This window comes from Sphingomonas sp. BK481, assembly GCF_014194875.1.
Lineage (GTDB): Bacteria > Pseudomonadota > Alphaproteobacteria > Sphingomonadales > Sphingomonadaceae > Sphingomonas > Sphingomonas aerolata.
The window spans coordinates 118,125-136,846 of sequence record NZ_JACIAP010000009.1 but is presented as its reverse complement, the minus strand read 5'-3'; the positions used below and the strand labels follow the sequence as shown (position 1 = coordinate 136,846).

Below are 18,722 nucleotides of genomic sequence, written 5' to 3'. Positions count from 1 at the left end.
CCGATCATGCGATGTGCAGCGCGGCCAGCAGCGTCAGGCTGATCGCGGCCAAGCCGAGCAACGACAACACGACGGCCATGGTCACGCGGCCCCCGGCCTTGGCGACGGTGCGGACGTCCACGCCGAGCCCGAGCGCCGCCATGGAAACGACGGTCAGCAGCGTGGCGCTCCGGCCGATCGGCGCGATGGCGACGGTCGGCACCAGACCCAGCGAGCGGCAGGCGACCAGTGCGAGGAAGCCGATGATGAACCAGGGCACGAGGTGGGCGAGGTCCATCCGCTTGGCCGTAGGCGAACCGGCGACGAACTCGCCTTCGGGAACCGACTGCGGCGCGAGACGAGGCGCCACCAGCGACAGAACAAGGCACACCGGCCCGAGCATCAGCACGCGCACCAGCTTGACGAGCGTACCCATCTGCACGGCGGTGGCGCCCAACGGCGAGGCGGCTGCGATCACCTGCGGCACGGCATAGACAGTGAGCCCGGCGAGCGCCCCGAAGGCGAGCCCGCCCATGCCGAGCGCAATCCCGAGCAGTGGCAGGCCAAGCACTACCACCACACCCAGTACCGCCGTGAACGCGATCGAGGCAGCTACGTCGTCGCTGTCGGCGCCGATTACCGGTGCCACGGCCGCGATGGCGGAGTTGCCGCAGATTGAATTGCCGCAAGCCACCAGCAGCGCCATCCGCGTCGGCAAGCCGAGCAATCGGCCGATCCCAAAGCTGAGCAGGATTGCGCTCACGACCACGCCGGCGATACCGGCGAGGAGCGGCAGCCCGGCCGCCAAGATGGTCGCGGCACTGACCGAAGCACCGAGCAGGACGACCGCCACCTCCAGTAAGTATTTGGCGCTGAATGCGATGCCTTCGTGCCACCTTTCATCCGGGGTCCACAGGCTGCGCACGGCGGTGCCGATCAGGATGGCGAGCACCAGCGCCTCCAGCCACGCCTTGCCGGCCAGTGCGCGCTCGCCCGCCTCCAGCGCGTAGGCCGAGCCGGTGACGGCGAGGCAGAGGCCGACGCCGGGCAGCAGCGCGGGCAATCTGCTAGTCTGGACGGTAGGGAATATACGATCGGGATAGGCAAAACTGGCCACGGCGGTGTTCCTTCCGTCGCACGATCTAAACCCTGCCTACCGATCGCTCCAACTTAGCCTTGTTGTCATTCCGATCGTCAATCGCGATCGGTTTCTATATCAGGTGCGGTGTGACACTGGAGCAACTGCGCATCTTCGTCGGCGTGGCCGAGCGCAAGCATATGACCGTCGCGGCGCGGCCTTAAACGTCACGCAGTCAGAGGCTTCCGCAGCCATCGCCTCGCTTGAGGAGCGACACGCAACCAAGCTCTTCCACCGCGTCGGGCGCGGCATCGCTCTGACAGAGGCCGGACGGCTGTTCCTGACCGAGGCTCGCGGAGTTCTTGCGCGGGCCGACGCGGCCGAGACGGTGCTGAAGGAGCTTGGCGGGCTGAAGCGGGGCACGCTGCGCCTCGTCGCCAGCCAGACCATCGCCGCCTACTGGTTGCCGCCCATCCTTGCGGCTTTCCATGAGCGCTATCCGGCGATTAGTATCGAACTGTCGATCGGCAACACCGGGCAGGCCGCGGCACGCGTCTATGACGGCAAGGCCGATCTGGGTATTGTCGAGGGCGAGATCGACAACCCGGCGTTGGCGCATTGGCCGATCGGCGAAGACCGGCTGTTGCTCGTCGGAGCACAGCCTTTCGGCGACGCCGACATCGACGTGACATGGCTGCGACGAGCACGCTGGGGGCAACGGGAGCCTGGATCAGGCACGCGATCGACGTTGAATAGCGAGTTGCGCAGCTTGGGAGTCGATCCGGCTGCCCTCGACGTGGCGCTGACGATGCCGTCTAATGAAAGCGACCGAACGGCCGTGGAGGCTGGGGCGGACGTTGCTGTCCTGTCGGCGCTAGTGGTCGACCCGGCCATCAAGGCAGGTCTGTTGCACGTCGCACCGATCACATTCGCTCCTCGCCCCTTCTTCGGGCTGCGGCATAAGGAACGCTATCGCACGAAAGCCGCGGATGCGCTGTTGGACGTGATCGGGTTGCAGCGGCGGTAGGTACGCATCGGCATTCTCAAAACGCCATCCTTTTTGGGACCGCCCGCGATCGCCATCTCCTTCCTGAAACCTGTCTGACCGCACTCTACCAGATTTGCGCCATAGTAGGACGGGACATCGCCCACGAGCGGCCGGATCTGGCAGTAGCTGTCGTTCGGCAGACCGTGCCGGGACGACGCCCTTGTCCCAGAAGGCGTAGATTACGGCGGAAAACCCTGTCGCCATCCTGGATGCACGACAAACGGGTGTTTTCCGCCACGGCGGGTGATGCCGCCTTTGGCTCAGCATGGGGCTGCCCCGAATGGGTCGGAACATCAAACATTGGTTTCGCGCAGCGTAAGTGGCAGGTTTCGCGAAAAGCCGCCGTTTACGCCTTCGCTCATGTATGGCGTGAGTTGGTCGACTCTTGCCGCTGCCGCCCTGTCGACAAACACTTCGGTTTTGACTTTAGTCGGCGCGCCACGTCGCCACACGATAAAGATATGCGGCGACCACCAGTCCGACGATGATGTTGGTAATCGGATTCAGGTAGGCGGCAACGATACGGTATTGCCCTTCAAGAAGGTAGCCGGCCACGGCTAACAGCGTCGTCCAGAGCGCGGTCCCAAGCGTCGTGAACAGCAGAAAACGTGGCAGGCTCATACCGAACACGCCTGCCGGTACCGAGATCAGCGTTCGCAGCGCGGGGACGAGCCGCCCGAGCAACACGGCTTTGCTGGAGTGTCGATCGAACCAGCGGTCCACGCGGTCAATGTCTCGCGGGGAGAGCGTCAGCCAGCGCCCATACCGTCCGGCCCAGCGCCGCAGCCGATTGGCATCAATCCATTTGCCGACATAATACCAGAACAGCGCGCCTGCGACCGACCCGAGCGTTCCGGCAACGATGACGCCGAGCAGATTCAATTGCCCTTGCCCCGCGCCGAACCCGGCCGCGGGCATGATGACTTCGGATGGAATTGGCGGAAACACGTTTTCGAGAAACATGAGCGCAGCAATCCCGAGATACCCGGCTCCATTCAAAAATTCGATGATGCGATCAAACACGGGCAGTCTTTCAATAGCGATATGTCGTGGTGAGAAACCGGTTCAATTTACCCAGCTTTGTTCTCACCAGGATGTTGGCCTGCGCGTTGCGGCAGGATCAGGATGAGGGCCAGGATGGCCCCCGCAAGCACTGCCGAAGCGAGCGGGCGGCTGAAATCGAGTCCGCCCTTTGCGATTGGCTTATCGAGGAAATCGCCTACAGCGGCACCGAGCGGCCGGGTCAGGATGAACGCTGCCCAGAACAGGAAGACACGGCTCGTCTTCGTCCAGAAATACAACCCTGCCAGCACCGCCAGCATCGCGCCGAAGATCGCCGCTGCACCCAGATAGCCGATGCCCCCGGTGTCCGCTGTCCAATCACCGAGTGCCGTGCCGAGCGTCTGCGAGAAGGTGATGGTGAGCCAGTAGAACAGCTCTGCCTTGGGTTCCCGGACGGTATCGACCGAGATCGAGCCAAGGGTGCGATACCAAGCGAACAGTGACGCCAGCACGCATCCGAGCAGCAGCGCCGAACCTCCGGTATAGCCGATGCCCAACGACCGCGTGGCGAAGTCCGCCATCGTCGTTCCCGCGGTGGTCGATGCGATTATCGTCGCCCAATAGAGCAATGGGCTAAAGCGCGTCGCCGCCACCTGCCACCAGACCAGCGCGATCAACGCCGTCAGGAAAATCGCAGTGCCGACAAGATAGCCCAGGTTCATCGACATGCTGACGGTATCGCCGGCGGTTTCGCCGAGCGTCGTCGCCAGAATCTTGATGATCCAGAAGCCCAGCGTGATCGCCGGCACCTTGCTCAGGAGTTCGCGCCTGTCGCCGATCGTCATCATGCTTTCCCAACTGGTAGTTCAACAACAACCCCAAATCCGGGTGGCGTGAGCAGCGAAACCGTGCCCCGGTGCGCGGTCGCGACCGCAGCGACGAGTGCCAGGCCCAGGCCATGACCTTCCGACGATCGGCTACGTTCCGCGCGCGCGAACCGCTGGAACAGCCGGGGCGCATCTTCGGGTGCTACCCCGTGTCCGTCATCGGCGACCGTCAAGCGAGCAACTGCACCATCATGCACCAGCTCGACGCGAACCGTCGTCCCAGAGGGGGTGTGGCGGAGCGCGTTGTCGAGGAGATTGGTGACAAGCTGTTGCAGCAGCCGTCGATCGCCCGTTACCCCTATTTGGGGGACAATCGCTGTGATGAGCAGGTGGCCGCTTGCCTCCATATCAGGACGGTAGGTGTCGACCAGTTCCTCGACCAGTTGGTCCAGCGGCAAGTCCTGGAAATGGGCGCGGGGCGACAAGGCTTCCACTTCCGCGATGCGCAGCAATGCCCCGAATATGTCGAGCAGGTCGCGCGACTGTGCGGCAGCGGCTTCGATCGCCTGTCGCTTGTCGTCCATGTTCTCCGTCGTCAGTGCCTCGTCGAGCCGGTTATGCAGGCGGGTCAGGGGTGTCCGCAGGTCATGGGCGACGTCGCTCGACACTTGTCGGAGATTGTCCATCAGCCCACCAATCCGATCGAGCATCCGGTTGAGCGTCGCCGACACGCGGTCGAACTCATCTCCCGTGCCGGTGGTCGGCATACGCCGGGCAAGATCACCGTCGATGATCGCCAGCGCAGTGCGATCGATGCGCGACAGGCGCGCGCGCGTGACCGCGCCGACCAGCCAGGCCGCGCCGATGCCGAGCAGGAGCATGATGCCGAACGCTCCGGCGAACAGCTTGAGAAGCGTAGCGTCCATTTCGTCTATGACGCCGCGATCGGCCGCGACGACCAACCGGCTGTTGTCGGGCAAGCGCGTGGTCAACGCCTGAGCGATCCGGTGTTCACCGTCGCGCCGGTAGTGGAGAAGCTCCAGATAGCCGGGCGTGATGGGTGCGGTAGCGTCGAGTAGTCCCGCCACCCCGCGACCAGAGGGATCGACCAGCAGGTAATCCAGGCTGGCGGTGCTTCGCGCCGCCTCGCGCCGACGGATCGCCGCGGCAACGCCAGTGGGGCCGTCGTCGCCTTCGTCGATCAGCGCGTGTGTTTCGATCGCGACCCGGTGATCGAGCTGGATTTCCAGGGCTTCGTGCGTGACTTCGTAGGCGACGACCCCGATGACCAGCGTCGCCAGTGCGAAACAGGCCGCGACCAAGACGACCAAGCCGAAGGTGGAGCGCCAAAGTTGGATCATCAGCTGCGGATCATGTAGCCCGCGCCGCGCACGGTTTCGACCGCATCGTCATCGAACCCGGCGTTGAGCTTGGAGCGCAGGCGGCTTAAGTGCGTCTCGACGATATTGGTCTTGGGATCAAAGTCGAAATCCCAAACCCGTTCCAGCAGCATCGTGCGGGTCATCACCCGACGCGGATTGCGCATCAGCTCGGCGAGCAATGCGAACTCGCGTGGTTGGAGCGCGATCCGGCGACCGTCGCGGGTGACGGTGCGGCGATGAAGATCAAGCTCGATTGCGCCGATTACGAGGACGCTCGCTTCGGTCTGGGTGGCTGGACGTCGCCCGAGCGCGTGGACACGCGCTGCCAGCTCGGAAAAGGCGAACGGCTTGACCAAATAGTCGTCGGCACCGCCCTCCAACCCCTCAACGCGATCGGCGATGCCGCCAACGGCGGTTAGCATCAGCGCTGGCGTCGTGTTGCCCGCCGCGCGCAGTGCCTTGATGAGGGACAGGCCATCGAGGCCGGGCAGCATCCGATCGACGATCAGCGCGTCGAACTGGTCGCCAGTCGCTTGGAACAGTCCATCGCGACCATCGGCGCTGGTGACGACGTGATGTCCCAGCTCCGTAAGTCCGCGGGCTACGAAGCGGTTGGTCTCGGCATCATCTTCAACGATCAGGATTCGCATGGGTGCATCCTAGCCCGCCGGGCCGCTCGTCTGCCATCCACCCCCCAGCGCCCGGAACAGGGCGACCTGGGATTGAGCAGCGGTAAGATCGGACTGCGCTTGCGCGAGCGCCGCTTGCGCCCGTGCACGCTCGGCATCGAACTGGATCAGGAATGCGGCATCGCCGAGCCGAACCCGCGCGGTAGCACGGCGCGCGTAGAGATCGGACTGGACGCGGGCGGCATCGAGCGCGCGATTGCGGCGCACCTCGCTGTCATAAGCGGCAAGCGCTGTTTCGACTTCGCGCAGCGCCCGCAATACCGCCACATCCCAACCGGCGAGCGCCGCACGCTCGGTGGCGCGGGCCTGTTCCAGTCGTGCGCGCGCCGGGGCCTGATTGGGGAAGGCCCAGCTTATCAGCGGCGAAGCTGTCGCGACGAAGCCACCCGTCAGCAGCCCGACCGCACCGCCCAGATTCACGCGTGGGTAGAGATCGGCACGGGAAACACCGATCCGCGCCGCAGCAGCGGCGAGGCGGCGTTCGGCTTCGCGAATATCGGGGCGACGCAGCAGTAGCGCTTGTCCGTCGCCCACGGGCACCGCCGTGCGGAGCTTCGGGGGCGCATTGCAGACGATGTTGAACCCGCGCGCTTCAGCGGAGGGGCGGCCCTGCAAGGTTGCGATCCGGTATAGGGCATTCGCGCGCGCCGCCTCGAACGGGGCCAGCGTGGCGCGGGTGGATTCCAGCAGGCTGGCGGCTTGCGAGACTTCGAGCGGCGATACTTCGCCAGCGGCGAACTGGTCCCGGACCAAGGCTACAGAGCGCTCCTGAACCGCGATAATCTCGCGCGAGACCGTCGCCGCGCGCGTCGCGCCGCACAGGTCGACATAAGCGAGCACCGTATCGGCCACGACCGCGACGCGTAGCGAGTCCAGTGCCGCGGCCTGCGCGTCCGCATCGGCTCTCGCCGCCAGTGCGCCAGACCTCAGACGACCGAACAGGTCTATGTCCCAGCTTGCGGTGAGTGCCAGATCGTAATCCGTGGTCGGTACGTTCGATGATGCGCTTGGCTGGGTCGCGCTGTTGTCGATCGTGCCCGCGCTTTCGATCGTGGTTTGCGGCAGGCGCGCGGCGCGGGCCTGACGCAGCGCGGCCCGCGCGCCATCGAGATTGGCATAGGCCACGCGCAGATCGGCGTTGGCGGCGAGACTGGCCCGCACAAGCCGGTCGAGCGCCGGGTCGTCATACAGCCGCCACCAGTCGTTCGGGACCGGGGCGATAGCAGCGGTCGGCAAATGCGCGAAAGCACCCGTGGCGGTCGCGGGAGCGATGGTTGGCGGGGGCAGAGGCGCTGTCATGCACCCCGCGACCGCGAACGCGGCGATCGGAGCAAACCGGCGGATCATGCGGGAACTCCGGCGAGCGGGGCATCGGGTGTGGGTTTCTCCCGTCCGAAGCGCGCGTAGAGCGCGGGCATCAGGAACAGGTTGAGCACGGTCGAGGAGACAAGTCCGCCCAAGATGACGATCGCCATCGGATGCTCGATTTCATGGCCCGGCGCGTTGCCGGCGACGATCAGCGGCAGCAGCGCAAGGCCGGCGCACGCGGCGGTCATCAGGATCGGCACCAACCGTTCCTCCGCGCCGCGAAGGATCAGGCGGGGGCCAAATTCCTCGCCCTCAAACCGGCGGAGATGATCGTAGTGCGACAGCAGCATGATACCGTTGCGCGCCGAGATACCGATCACGGTGACGAATCCGACCAGCGAGCCGAGCGACAGCACCCCGCCCGTCAGCGCCACGCCGACGACACCGCCGACCAGCGCGAACGGCAGGCTGGTCGCGACCAGCGCGGTGATGCGTGCCGATCGAAACTCCAGCCATACAAGCAGCAGGACGCCCAGCAGGCACAGCAGCCCGGTTGTCCAAAGCCGCTGGCGCGAGTCACGCAGCGCCGCATATTCTCCCAGCACTTGCGGGTGATAGCCGGTCGCGAACGGCACTTGTCCGACCGCTGTTTCGACGGCGCGCGCGACCGTACCCAGGTCCGCGCCCGCGACGTTCAACGTCACGTCGATCCGACGCTGACCGTTCTCGCGCTTGATTTCATTGGGCGCGGGCATGATGCGAATATCGGCCACGTCGCGCAGCCGCACCGGCGCGCCCGCGGGCGTCTGGATCATCATGTCGGCAAGCGCATGGACATCGCCGCGCACCTTGGGTTCGCCCCATAGCGCCACGTCGAACGCCTTCTGGTCTCGGTAGATTTCACCGACCTTCTGCCCCGCGACCAGCGTTTGCGCCTGTCGCCGTACTTCGCCCGCGGTGAGGCCCAGCGTTGCGAGATCGCCGGGCCAGGGACGGACCTGAATCTGCGGCACCAGCACCTGTTGCTCGACCTTGAGATCGGCAACCCCGCCGATCGCCGCCACCTTGGCCCGCACCCGCTCAGCCGTGGCGCGAAGCTCGACCTGATCGGGACCGAAGATGCGGACGACGACGGTCGCGCCCGCGCCGCTCAGCACTTCCTTGATGCGCTCGCGCAGATAGGTAAGCACGTCGCGGTAGAGGCCGGGATAGCCGTCGATCACTTCCTTGATACGCGCGACGCTGGCGTCATAGTCGACATTCTCGTCCAGGCTGATCCATAGCTCGGTGAAGTTCGGGCCGACCACCTCGTCCGCGGCTTCGGCACGGCCGATATGCGCGCCGAAGTTGCGCACGCCGGGGATTGCGCGCAGCTCCCTGGACGCGCGGATCGTGATGCGGTCCATCGCCTCGATCGACGTGCCGGGCTTCTCGACGAAGTGCATCAGGAAGTCGGTTTCGCGGAAGTCGGGCAGGAACTGGTCCTTGAACCCGGCATAGCCGACGCCGGCCAGCAGTAGCCCGCCCGCGACGATCCCCATCGCCAGCGCCGGTCGCGCCACCATGCGCGGCAGCACCCCGGCGTAACGGCGCTTGAGCGCCCCGACGAGCCGCGTGTCACGCTCTGCCTTGAGGGGCGCGCTTGGCAGCAGGAACAGGCACATCGCCGGCGTCACCACCAGAGCGACCAGCAACGACGCGGCGATCGCCAGCACATAGGCGATGGCGAGTGGCTGGAAGAACGTGCCCGCCACCCCGCCCAGGAAGAAGATTGGCAGGAACACCAGCATCACGATCAGCGACGCGAACACCACCGCCGATCGCACTTCCAGCGAGGCCGACAGCACCACATCGAAGTTGGAGCGCGGGTTGCCTGCCTCGCGATTGAGCCGCAGCCGGCGCGCGATGTTCTCCACGTCGATGATCGCGTCGTCGACGACTTCGCCGAGCGCGATGACCAGCCCGGCGATCACCATCGTGTTGATCGTCGCACCGCTCCACAACAGCACCAAGCCCGCGCCGAGCAGCGACAGCGGGATGGCGACGAGGCTGATCGTCGCCTGTCGCCAATCGCGGGTGAAGACGAACAGCACCACGGCCACGAGCAGGCAGCCGATCGCAAGCGCGCGCGTCAGATTGTCGATCGAGCGTTCGATGAAGGTCGCGGGGCGGAAGATCGTCGTATCGACCTTCACGTCGCGCAGGCCCGGCTTCAGCTCACCGATCGCAGCCTCCACGTCACGGGTAAGCTGGAGGGTGTTGCCGGTCGGTTGCTTCTCGACGATCAGCATCAGGCCGGGGCCGTCGTCAATGATCGCATTGCCGATCGGCGCGGCGAAGCCGTCGACCACGCGGGCGACGTCGCCGATGCGGACCGGTGCTTCGCCGCTCTGCTTGATGACCGCTTGCGAGAGATCGGCCGAGGACTGGATCGCGCTAGTCTGTTGCACGGCGAGCCGCTGGGTTGCCGTATCGACGAAGCCTCCTCCGCCTACCAGCACCGCATCGCCGGCCGCGGCGCGCAGTTCGGCGAGCGTCACGCCGGCCGCGCGCAGCCGGTCGGGATCGACCAAAACCTGCAATTGGCGGTCGCGCAGACCCCAGATTGCGACGTTGGCGACGCCCGGCACCGCCATCAGTCGCGGCCGGATCGTCCATCGCGCCAGTTCGGAGAGCTGCATCTGATCGAGCTTTGCCGACGATATGCCGATCTTCATAGCCCGACTGGTCGACGACAGTGGCGGCAGCATCACCGGGGGACGCGCCGCGGCGGGCAACCGCGCCTGCACCTGTGTCACCCGCTCCTGGACGAGCTGGCGGGCGCGGATCACGTCGGTGCCGCGGTCGAACAGGATCGACACCGACGACAGCCCGAGGACCGACTTCGACCGCAGCGTCATCAGATCGGGGACGCCGTTGACCGCCGTTTCGATTGGCACGGTAATCAGGCTTTCCACCTCCTCGGTGGAGAGGCCGGGCGCTTCGGTCTGAATCTCGACCATAGGCGGTGCGAACTCGGGAAACACGTCGAGCGGCACGTCGCCGGTCGCACGTAGCCCGAGGACAACCAGCAGCGCAGCGAGCGCGAGAACGAGGACACGCTGGATTAGCGCGGCACGGACCAACCAGGCAAGCATCAGTGCGGCGTCCCGAACTCGGTCCCGAACAGCTCGGCCGCCCCGTCCGTCACGACTTCGGCACCGCGCTCCAGGCCGCGCGATAATAGCGCACGGCCGTCCGCGACGCTCGCGACCTCGATGCGCTGCCGGACATAGGTGTCGGGCGCGGTCTTCCGGTACACCCATTCGCCGCCATAGATGTCGCGGACGATGGAAGCGGTCGGGATTGATAACCCATCAGCCTTCCCGCCAAGCGGCAACGCCACGGCGACGCGCTGGCCGACGCGGTAGGCACGGTCGCGATTATCGAGCGCGAAGAACAGATCGACGGTGCCCGCGACCGCATTGGCCGAGGGTGGGGCCTGGACCGGGCGCGCAGCGCGCAGAGCGGCGCGATCGTCGCCGAGCGGACGAACGGTAGCCGTGCGACCGCGTTCGATGGCGCTCACGTCGGTGCCGAACACCGGCACCCGCACCCACAGCGTCGACAGATTGCCCATCGACGCGATCGAGGGACCGAGCAGCCTTCGTTGCGCGCGTGCCGCATCCAGTGCCGCCCGCGCGGTGGCGAGTGCCGCCGCGGCTTCGTCGCGCCCTCGCACGCTGCCCGCCTCCTCGCGCACCAAGGCGTCGGCGCGATTATAGGCGATGACGGCGAGTCGCACTTGCGCTTGCGCTCGCGCGACCTCGCCTTCGGCCGCAACCTGACTGACTCCGATTTGAGCGAGGTTGCTCGTCGATCCCGTTGGCACACCTGCCCCGCCGGTTGCCGGCACGACGACCTCGCCGCTCGTCTGGCGGGTTTGCGTGGCCGAACCATCGCCAATCCTTACCGTTCGGATGCCAAGACGCTGTTGCGCTTGCGTCGTGAGGGTGAGCTTGAGCAGATCGCTTTCGTGAGCGACTGCCTCCGCTTTGGCGGGGGGAGCCGGTGTCGGAACCGGATCACTGCCGCATCCAGTCAGGATCGCCAGCAGGGGCCATGTGGCGATCGGAAGGCATCGGATAGGCGTCATGCCACGATGGTAGCAGCCTCATGTTGGCGGCAGCTTGGCGCGACTATACAAAATCCCAATGTTCGGCAGGAAGCCATAGGCTGGTGTCACGACCGAACGAGACTGTTGAAAAACGGCTGCTTGCGAAGGGGCTGGAGGCGTGATTCACTCCTGAAAGGCGTCGGAGGATCACGAACATGATGGGTCGGCAGGTGGCGCAAGGCGCACTGTTCTACGGGTTCCGGCTCGACGATCATGTGCCAGCCGACCACCTCCTACGTCGAATTGACGGACTGTTCGACTTCAGCTTCGTCCGTGAGGCGCTGGCAGCGAGCTATAGCCCGAGCGGGCGACCCTCGATCGACCCGGAGTTGATGCTGCGGATGCTGCTGGTCGGCTACCTGTTCGGCATCCGGTCGGAACGCCGCCTGTGCGAGGAGGTGCATCTCAACCTCGCCTATCGTTGGTTCTGCCGGCTCGATCTGGCCGACCGGGTGCCCGACCATTCCACCTTCTCCAAGAACCGGCACGGCCGCTTCCGCGCTTGCGGCCTGCATCGCCTGCTATTCGAGCAGGTGGTCGCGAAGTGCGCTGCGGCCGGGCTGGTGGCTGGGCGCGACGTGGCGGTTGACGGCAGCACGATCATGGCCGACGCCAGCCGCGAGAGGAAGCTGAAGGGAGCCGATGCCGCGGACGAGCTTCGTGCCGGGGAGAGCATATCGCGACCCGTCGCCGAATATCTAGCGGCGCTCGACGCCGCGTTGCCGCCAGATCCCGACGAGCCCGCGCCCGTCAATCCAACCAGCATCTCGCCGACCGACCCGCAGGCGGCGCTCAGCTGCAAGCACGGGCCGGCGCGGTACGCATACGCCATCAACCCGCTGCTCGACCTTGATACCGACTGCATCCTCGATGTGGAGGCGACGCCGGCGCGCTTCTCGTCCGAGGTCGCGGCGACCCGGACACTGGTGTCGCGTGCCGGCACCATGCTGGGCATCGCACCCGAGAGCCTCTCGGCCGATAAAGCGTATGGCAGCGGCCCGTTGCTCGGTTGGCTAATCGACCGGAATATCACCCCGTACATCCCGGTCATTGACCGCAGCCGCCAGCGCGACGCCTTCTTCACCCGTGATGCCTTTCGCTATGATCGCGAGGCCGATGCCTATCGCTGCCCGGCGGACAAGCCGCTCGGCTATTGCGGCACCAAACGCGCCAGCCAGGTTCGCGTATACCGGAGCCATGTCGCCGATTGTACTGGCTGCAAACTGAAGCCCCGATGCACCGTCAGCCGGAAACGCAGCATCACCCGCCTCGTTAGCGAGGATGCCCGCGATACCGTGCGCGCCCTAGCCGGCACCGACGCCTATGTGCACGCGCGGCGTCGAAGACAGCGGATCGAGCGCGTGTTCGGCCACCTGAAACGCAACCTGGGGCTACGAACGCTTAAGCTGCGAGGCCTCGCCGGAGCAGCCGAGGAGTTCACCATGGCTGCCGCGGCATACAATCTTCAACTGCTGGCCCGGCAGGCCGCGCCGGCCTGATACGCGGCGCATCCTCCGGTGCCCGGCGTCGCCAGCTATCCGCCAAGCCAATCCCGCGCACGCCTTTTTCAACAGTCTCGTTCGGTTGTGACACTTGGCGAGATTGCCCATAAGAGCCGCAGCCCGAACCGCAATTCGTCTGCGTCCGGGCTTGCTTGGCTAAAGCGCCACGAAAAGGGTCGCGCTCAGCACGTGGTTGGTGCGATCTTCTCCGCGCCGAAAGACGTGCTGGTTCAGGTAGCCCGGTTCTAATCGCATTCGGGGCGCGACAGGTACGCCGACTCCGACGAAAGTACGCCACTGGTCCACGCCGTCACGGGCACCCCAGCTCGTCGAGTTCAGGTTAAAAAATCCTTCGGTGAAGGCGACTGCCTGCACTGTTCCCTGGCGCGCGATCGGCACCTGCACCCGGACAAACTGTCGCAACCGCCACCCGGTATCATCTCGACCCTCCAGCATGCGCTGTTCGAGCCGCGTGCGACTGATGAGAAGGGGGGTCCCGTTACCATTCCGCACGACGGCGAATTGCACCTGCTGCCAAAGCCTGTGTTCGTTCGTGATCCGGCCGCCTTCCGGGTCGGTACGGATATAGGCGTAACCCGCGATTGCATGAGCGTCGGGTGCTATCCTCGCGCCGATCGCGGTCCGTGCAATGAACTGGCTGCCTCCCCCGACGTCATCGGTCGCGCGCCCCTGAGCTTCGAGCCATAGAAAGAGGTCGCCGCGAACCGGTCCTGTGGCGATCACTGATCCCCATGCCTGGATGTCGTCCTGCGCGTGGGCGGGAGAACCGATGACCGCGCTCGCCAAACAGGCGAGAAGAAGCGGGATATATCGGACGTTCGGCATACCCATTTTACTGCTACCCTTCATATGCACTGCTCCAACCCGGACATGCGTTTAGACGTTGCTTCAGACTTGAGATCAGGGGGCGTCGCTATCCCATCAGGTCAGGGTGAACGCTCCGACCGCGGCCCCGATAGCCAGAACGACAGGCGTGGCGAGCTTGCTTTTCCAGCGGTACATGACGGCAAGCGCGACGCCAAAGATGAGCAAGCTCGCGATCGGGTTTGGTGTTCGCGTGGCCGTGGTCTGGGCAAGATCGATCACCGTCACCACGATCAGACCGACGACACCTGCCGCCACCCCGGCCAGGAATAGCTGGAGGCGTTTGTGCTCGACGACGGCTTCCAGGCGATCGTAGAACAGGAGCGAAAAGGCGAATGCGGGCAGGAACATGCCGGCCGTCATTGCCAGCGCACCGGCCAGCCCGCCGCTGATCCAGCCTACAAAGGTCGCAAAGATCACTAGCGGCGCAGGCAGAATGCCCGACAGGCCGAGGCCATCTAGGAATTGTCCATCGGTCATCCAGCCTTGGCCCACCGTGTCGTGCCGGATGAACGGGATTGCTGTGTACGCTCCACCGAACGTCAGCAGGCCGCCCTTCAACCCCGCCCAGAAAAGCGCGGCCATCGTAGGAGCGGATTCCCGCACGCCGGTCGTCGTCCCCGCCAGGGCCGTGCCACCCGTCCAGGTCAGGGTCGCCGCGCCGATCGCGAGCGCCACCACGACCGCGGCGAGTGCGTAACGGCCGGTCGAACCGAGCGCATAGACTGCACCGGCGGCGAGAAGCACAATCCAGAAGCTGACCCCGGCGAGCGACGCGACTGCGGCTGCGATGGCGGTCGCCCATAGCCACGGCCCGAGCAGGATGTGCTCGCCGATGCGGTGGATGGCGCGCACGATAACCGCAATGACCGCCGCTTGGACGCCAAGGAAGATGGCGCCGAACACGGTCCCCTGGATCGGTAACCGTGTATAGGCCCAGGCGAGCGCGAGCATAAGGACAAGTCCCGGCAGCATGAAGCCTAGCCCGGCGAGGACACCTCCCAGACGGCCCTTGGCACGGATGCCGAGATGGACGCACAGCTCATGCGCCTCCGGTCCGGGCAGCACCTGCATCACGGCCAGGAGCTTGTTGAACCGGTCGCTTGGAATCCAGCGTTCCTCATCGACCAGCTCGCGCCTGATCATGGCGATCTGCGCCACCGGACCACCGAACGCCATCATGCCGAAACGGAGGAAGCGCAGGAACAGCGCGGGGTAGCTCAGCTCAGGTGGCCGAGCTTCTCCGATGACCGAGCTTGTGGGGGCGAAATCACCGATATGTGCCATCATCCAGCCCCCTGTCCGCCACGTTGTTTGGTGAAATGCGCGTGGAAACCATCGAGCGCGCCCGAGCCTTGGGCAATCCGCTCCACGTCATCATCCGTTCCCGCGCAAATGCCGTTGACCAACGCGGCGATTCCGGCCGCTTCCGGTCGGCCGAACTTGCCATCCGCAATGTCGAGGTCATGGATAATCTCGGCTAGCGCGATCAGCGCCCGGTCGGCATCGAGACCGGTTCGATATACCAGTGTTTCGAAGGAGCAGCGGTCGCCCTCGTGCGTGAACTCCGCGTCTGCCATGTCGAAACGCAGTTCTTCCGGCTCGGGCACGTAGCCTTTGCCGTCCACGAACTTGAAGCTGGCTTGCGGATCGATGAACCGGCGGATCAGCCAGGCCGACGCGATGCGGTCGACATGGACATGCCGGCGCGTGACCCAGGTGCGGCCCTTCAGCTCCGCGGGCGTCAGCTCCAGCGCGCCCGTCCCGCTTACGTCCGGATGTTCATGGACGCGGCGGTCTGCGTCGGCGAGGGCGGCCAGGACAGCCTGTCGCCCGTGCGCGCCGAAAAAGTCGATCGCGGCGATCTCGTCCAGACGCTTTCTAAGCCGCCGGGTATCCGCCAGGGCCACCTCGCCGCCTTCGGTCAACGAGCGTAACTCACGCGCCAGATCGTCATAATCGGCGTCGCGGGCCGCGTCGAACATGGCGCGAAGTTCCGCACCGGTCATGCCTTCGACAAGCCGGGCCTCCAGGATCAGTGCCTCGCCGCCTCCGTTTGTGATTTCCGCTCGCAACTCCTCGAACAGCGCGCGCGTGTCGGGACGCAGGGGTAGCGCGTGGACTGCGTTCTTCAGCGGAGCAGAACCGATCGCCTGCAAGCGCCGCCACACCCGCACGCGCAGATAGGCCGGCTTGGCCGGTAGCTGCGGGATCAGCAGCAGCCAGTCATGTGGCTTGATAAGTGGATCGTCAGTCATGCGGCATTCTGTATCACAATAATAAATCTAACGTACACTTGTATCATTTCACATCACAAGCTAAATGTTGTCCGGAAAATTCGTGGTGCACATCATAGGGTCGCGAGCATTCGCGAATGCGGCCCGCCAGTCGAATCCAAGGAGAAAAGCATTGCGTCACTTGTTGCTACCGCTTGCCGCCCTGCTCGCTGGACCGGCAGTCGCCCAGACCGCTCCGCAAACGGCCCCAGCTCAGGCGAACAGCAACAGGTGGGCAACAGTGGACGAAAATCTTGGCCGGGGCGGCACGACGCAGCCGGACGGGGTCCGCCGTTATGCGTTTCCTCGCTCCGATCTGAACGTCCAGCTCGACGGCGTGGCGATCAAGCCCGCGCTGGCGCTCGGCTCCTGGCTCGCCTTCATGCCGATGGGCGAAGAGGCCATGGTCATGGGCGATCTCGTGTTGACGCACGACGAGGTGAACCCTGTCATGAGCAAGCTGCTCACGAGTGGCTTCACGGTGACGGCGCTCCATAACCATTTGCTCCGTTCCTCACCGGCGACGATGTACCTGCATGTCGGCGGGCACGGCGATCCGGGAGAGATGGCCAAGAACCTGCGGTCCGCGCTTGCCGAGAGTCGGACACCGATGACCGCGCCTGCCAAGGCCGCGGATTCCAAACTCGACTTCGACACCGCCGCGATCGACGGGATCATGGGCGGCAAGGGCAAGCCCAACGGAGGCGTCTACCAGTTCGGTTTTCCCCGAGCTGAAAAGCTGAGCGACAGCGGAATGCCTGCACCCGCCTCAATGGGCACGGCAACGGCGCTCAACTTTCAGCCGACCGGCGGAGGAAAGGCGGCCATTACGGGCGATTTCGTGCTGACCGCCGCCGAAGTCGATCCGGTGCTTCGTGCACTACGGTCAAATGGGATCGAGGTGACCGCACTCCACAACCATATGCTGGACGATCAGCCGCGGCTCTTCTTCATGCACTTCTGGGCAAACGATGACGCGCGTAAGCTGGCACGCGGGCTTCGCGCCGCGCTGGACAAGACCAACATCGTCCGCCCTGCGGGCTGAACATTTTAAGGCCGTAGTAAGTCAGGAGCAGATCAATGAGGACGTTATCAGGCGTATTTCTATGCGCGCTATCCATGGCGAGCTTTGCGATGCCGTTCTCGCCGTCCCTCGCTCAGGCCGGGATCAGCACGAACCCGGCACCGTTGGAAACCACGGGCTATTCGAGCGCCGTGGAAGCATTGAGCAAGTACGAGGTCGACTCCAGTCAGCTCGCGCTGACCCGCTCGAAGAGCCAGGCTACGCGAGCCTTCGCGCAACAGATGGTCCACCATCATAGCCGAGTGAAGTCAGACCAGAAGATCGTTGGCCGCTCCGACACCGGAAGCGCGCTGGACGCCCCCTTGTCTCAGATGCTGGACACGTTGCAGAACACGCCGAGCGTTGAGTTCAACGCGGCCTACAAACGCGGGCAAATCGCCGCGCACGAGGAAGCGCTGAAGGTTCATGGCGCCTACGCGGCGCAGGGTAGCGATCTTGCTGAACGGGCAAAGGCTCAAGCGGCCATGCCCGTGATCCAGAAGCACCTCGGTGCAGCACGCGATCTACCGGAAGCCTGAGGTAATCGATGATGGCGTCATGATTTGTCGGTTATGGTGTTGGTGAAGCACGCTGCCTATCGGCACTCGACCGTGAGATGCACTATTTCGTGGACTGGCATCAGGCGGGCGCGGATCGCGTCGCCGTCTATGTCTTGCCCGCATACGACACTGACGATCGCGGCGTGCGCTTCCGGGCCGACCCGCCAGACGTGAAGGTCTGCAATCCGGGCATCCCCCGGTGCCTCGACCAGCTCGCGCACTTCATCGGCAACGTGATTGTCGGTCGCGTCGAGTAGCACCGAGGCTGTGTCGCGCATCAGTGTCCACGACCATCGCGCGATCACAACCGCGCCGACGATGCCCATCACTGGGTCCATCCATATCCAGCCAAGATAGCGCCCGGCCAATAGCGCCGCGATGGCAAGGACGGAGGTGAGTGCGTCGGCGAGGACGTGGACATAGGCCGAGCGCATGTTGTTATCGCCACCATGCGTGCCGTGAGCATGGCCGTGATCGTGTCCATGATGATGATCGTGCCCGTGGTGATGCCCACCCGAGAGCAGGAAGGCGCTGGCTATGTTCACGCCCAGGCCGACGACGGCGATGATCGTTGCTTCGCCGAAGGCGACCGTAATCGGCTGAAACAGGGCAGGACGGATTCCACCGCGATCCCGAGCGCGATCAGCCCGAGCACCATCGCCGAGGCGAACCCGGCCAGATCGCCGACTTTGCCCGTGCCGAAGCTATAGGCGAGATTATGGGCGTGCCGTTTGGCATAGGCGTAGGCAGCAGCCGTGACGCCGAGCGCACCCGCGTGTGTCGCCATATGAAACCCGTCCGCGAGTAGCGCCATCGAGCCGGTCAGGTATCCGGCGACAATCTCGACCACCATCATTCCGGCTGTGAGTGCAACCACCCAGAGCGTGCGCCGGGCGTTTTCGTCATGCGAGGAGCCGAGGAAAACGTGATCGTGAGTGTGGCCCTTGATCGCGGGGAGCGTTGCCAT

Annotated in this window: 14 protein-coding genes and 2 pseudogenes; 4 read left to right on the top strand and 12 right to left on the bottom strand. The window is 65.0% G+C overall.

Annotated elements, in window-relative coordinates:
• Nucleotides 1-4: 4 nt before the first annotated feature.
• Entirely contained in the window at nt 5-1,096 is a 1,092-nt protein-coding gene (locus FHY04_RS16655) for a putative sulfate exporter family transporter (protein WP_183937240.1), read from the bottom strand.
• 110 nt (nt 1,097-1,206) lie between these two features.
• Between FHY04_RS16655 and FHY04_RS16650 the strand changes: the two are divergent.
• Nucleotides 1,207-2,084: pseudogene (locus FHY04_RS16650) on the top strand (LysR substrate-binding domain-containing protein).
• A 447-nt stretch (nt 2,085-2,531) separates the two neighbouring features.
• Here FHY04_RS16650 and FHY04_RS16645 read toward each other — a convergent pair.
• From FHY04_RS16645 to FHY04_RS16615, 7 genes are read right to left on the bottom strand one after another with little or no spacing between them, the layout of a single operon-like run.
• Nucleotides 2,532-3,128 (bottom strand): DedA family protein, encoded by a 597-nt coding sequence (locus FHY04_RS16645; RefSeq protein WP_183937239.1) that lies wholly within the window; start codon nt 3,126-3,128, stop codon nt 2,532-2,534.
• Between the two features lie 47 nt (nt 3,129-3,175).
• Nucleotides 3,176-3,952: a hypothetical protein gene (locus FHY04_RS16640; protein WP_221211839.1), complete on the bottom strand. Its 777-nt coding sequence runs from the start codon at nt 3,950-3,952 to the stop codon at nt 3,176-3,178.
• Complete coding sequence (locus FHY04_RS16635) at nt 3,952-5,265, bottom strand: HAMP domain-containing sensor histidine kinase (RefSeq protein ID WP_260171585.1); 1,314 nt, start codon at nt 5,263-5,265, stop codon at nt 3,952-3,954. The genes FHY04_RS16640 and FHY04_RS16635 overlap by 1 nt, the downstream gene beginning before the upstream one ends.
• A 29-nt stretch (nt 5,266-5,294) precedes the next feature.
• Complete coding sequence (locus tag FHY04_RS16630) at nt 5,295-5,966, bottom strand: response regulator transcription factor (protein ID WP_183937237.1); 672 nt, start codon at nt 5,964-5,966, stop codon at nt 5,295-5,297.
• Between the two features lie 9 nt (nt 5,967-5,975).
• A complete protein-coding gene (locus tag FHY04_RS16625; protein WP_183937236.1) occupies nt 5,976-7,352 on the bottom strand; it encodes an efflux transporter outer membrane subunit in 1,377 nt (458 codons plus the stop codon).
• Nucleotides 7,349-10,450 (bottom strand): efflux RND transporter permease subunit, encoded by a 3,102-nt coding sequence (locus tag FHY04_RS16620; protein WP_183937235.1) that lies wholly within the window; start codon nt 10,448-10,450, stop codon nt 7,349-7,351. Before FHY04_RS16620 ends, FHY04_RS16625 begins: the two co-directional genes overlap by 4 nt.
• Nucleotides 10,450-11,097: an efflux RND transporter periplasmic adaptor subunit gene (locus FHY04_RS16615; RefSeq protein ID WP_183937234.1), complete on the bottom strand. Its 648-nt coding sequence runs from the start codon at nt 11,095-11,097 to the stop codon at nt 10,450-10,452. Before FHY04_RS16615 ends, FHY04_RS16620 begins: the two co-directional genes overlap by 1 nt.
• A 527-nt stretch (nt 11,098-11,624) precedes the next feature.
• Between FHY04_RS16615 and FHY04_RS16610 the strand changes: the two genes are divergently transcribed.
• Nucleotides 11,625-12,968, top strand: a complete 1,344-nt coding sequence (locus FHY04_RS16610) for an IS1182 family transposase (RefSeq protein WP_128456138.1) — start codon at nt 11,625-11,627, stop codon at nt 12,966-12,968.
• Nucleotides 12,969-13,127: 159 nt separating this feature from the next.
• On the opposite strand, the gene FHY04_RS16605 is transcribed toward FHY04_RS16610, so the two are convergent.
• The 3 genes from FHY04_RS16605 to FHY04_RS16595 form a co-directional block, all read right to left on the bottom strand.
• On the bottom strand, nt 13,128-13,841 hold the full coding sequence (locus tag FHY04_RS16605) for a DUF2490 domain-containing protein (RefSeq protein ID WP_082679274.1): 714 nt from the start codon (nt 13,839-13,841) through the stop codon (nt 13,128-13,130).
• A gap of 72 nt (nt 13,842-13,913) precedes the next feature.
• Nucleotides 13,914-15,017 (bottom strand): chromate efflux transporter, encoded by a 1,104-nt coding sequence (gene chrA / locus FHY04_RS16600; RefSeq protein WP_409349173.1) that lies wholly within the window; start codon nt 15,015-15,017, stop codon nt 13,914-13,916.
• Nucleotides 15,018-15,142: 125 nt separating this feature from the next.
• A complete protein-coding gene (locus FHY04_RS16595; RefSeq protein ID WP_234422447.1) occupies nt 15,143-16,114 on the bottom strand; it encodes a chromate resistance protein ChrB domain-containing protein in 972 nt (323 codons plus the stop codon).
• A 151-nt stretch (nt 16,115-16,265) separates the two neighbouring features.
• Between FHY04_RS16595 and FHY04_RS16590 the strand changes: the two genes are divergently transcribed.
• Both FHY04_RS16590 and FHY04_RS16585 read left to right on the top strand, forming a co-directional pair.
• Nucleotides 16,266-17,177, top strand: a complete 912-nt coding sequence (locus FHY04_RS16590; RefSeq protein WP_062734604.1) for a DUF1259 domain-containing protein — start codon at nt 16,266-16,268, stop codon at nt 17,175-17,177.
• Nucleotides 17,178-17,251: 74 nt separating this feature from the next.
• Complete coding sequence (locus FHY04_RS16585; RefSeq protein ID WP_062734594.1) at nt 17,252-17,734, top strand: DUF4142 domain-containing protein; 483 nt, start codon at nt 17,252-17,254, stop codon at nt 17,732-17,734.
• A 56-nt stretch (nt 17,735-17,790) separates the two neighbouring features.
• On the opposite strand, the pseudogene dmeF reads toward FHY04_RS16585, so the two are convergent.
• Nucleotides 17,791-18,722, bottom strand: a pseudogene (gene dmeF, locus FHY04_RS16580) (CDF family Co(II)/Ni(II) efflux transporter DmeF).

Bases quoted from the DNA above. Each gene is read 5' to 3' on its own strand.
- FHY04_RS16640 (WP_221211839.1), bottom strand. From the start codon at position 3,952: ATGACGATCGGCGACAGGCGCGAACTCCTGAGCAAGGTGCCGGCGATC.
- FHY04_RS16630 (WP_183937237.1), bottom strand. From the start codon at position 5,966: ATGCGAATCCTGATCGTTGAAGATGATGCCGAGACCAACCGCTTCGTA.
- FHY04_RS16585 (WP_062734594.1), top strand. From the start codon at position 17,252: ATGGCGAGCTTTGCGATGCCGTTCTCGCCGTCCCTCGCTCAGGCCGGG.
- FHY04_RS16610 (WP_128456138.1), top strand. From the start codon at position 11,625: ATGATGGGTCGGCAGGTGGCGCAAGGCGCACTGTTCTACGGGTTCCGG.
- FHY04_RS16605 (WP_082679274.1), bottom strand. From the start codon at position 13,841: ATGAAGGGTAGCAGTAAAATGGGTATGCCGAACGTCCGATATATCCCG.
- FHY04_RS16595 (WP_234422447.1), bottom strand. From the start codon at position 16,114: ATGACTGACGATCCACTTATCAAGCCACATGACTGGCTGCTGCTGATC.
- FHY04_RS16620 (WP_183937235.1), bottom strand. From the start codon at position 10,450: ATGCTTGCCTGGTTGGTCCGTGCCGCGCTAATCCAGCGTGTCCTCGTT.
- FHY04_RS16625 (WP_183937236.1), bottom strand. From the start codon at position 7,352: ATGATCCGCCGGTTTGCTCCGATCGCCGCGTTCGCGGTCGCGGGGTGC.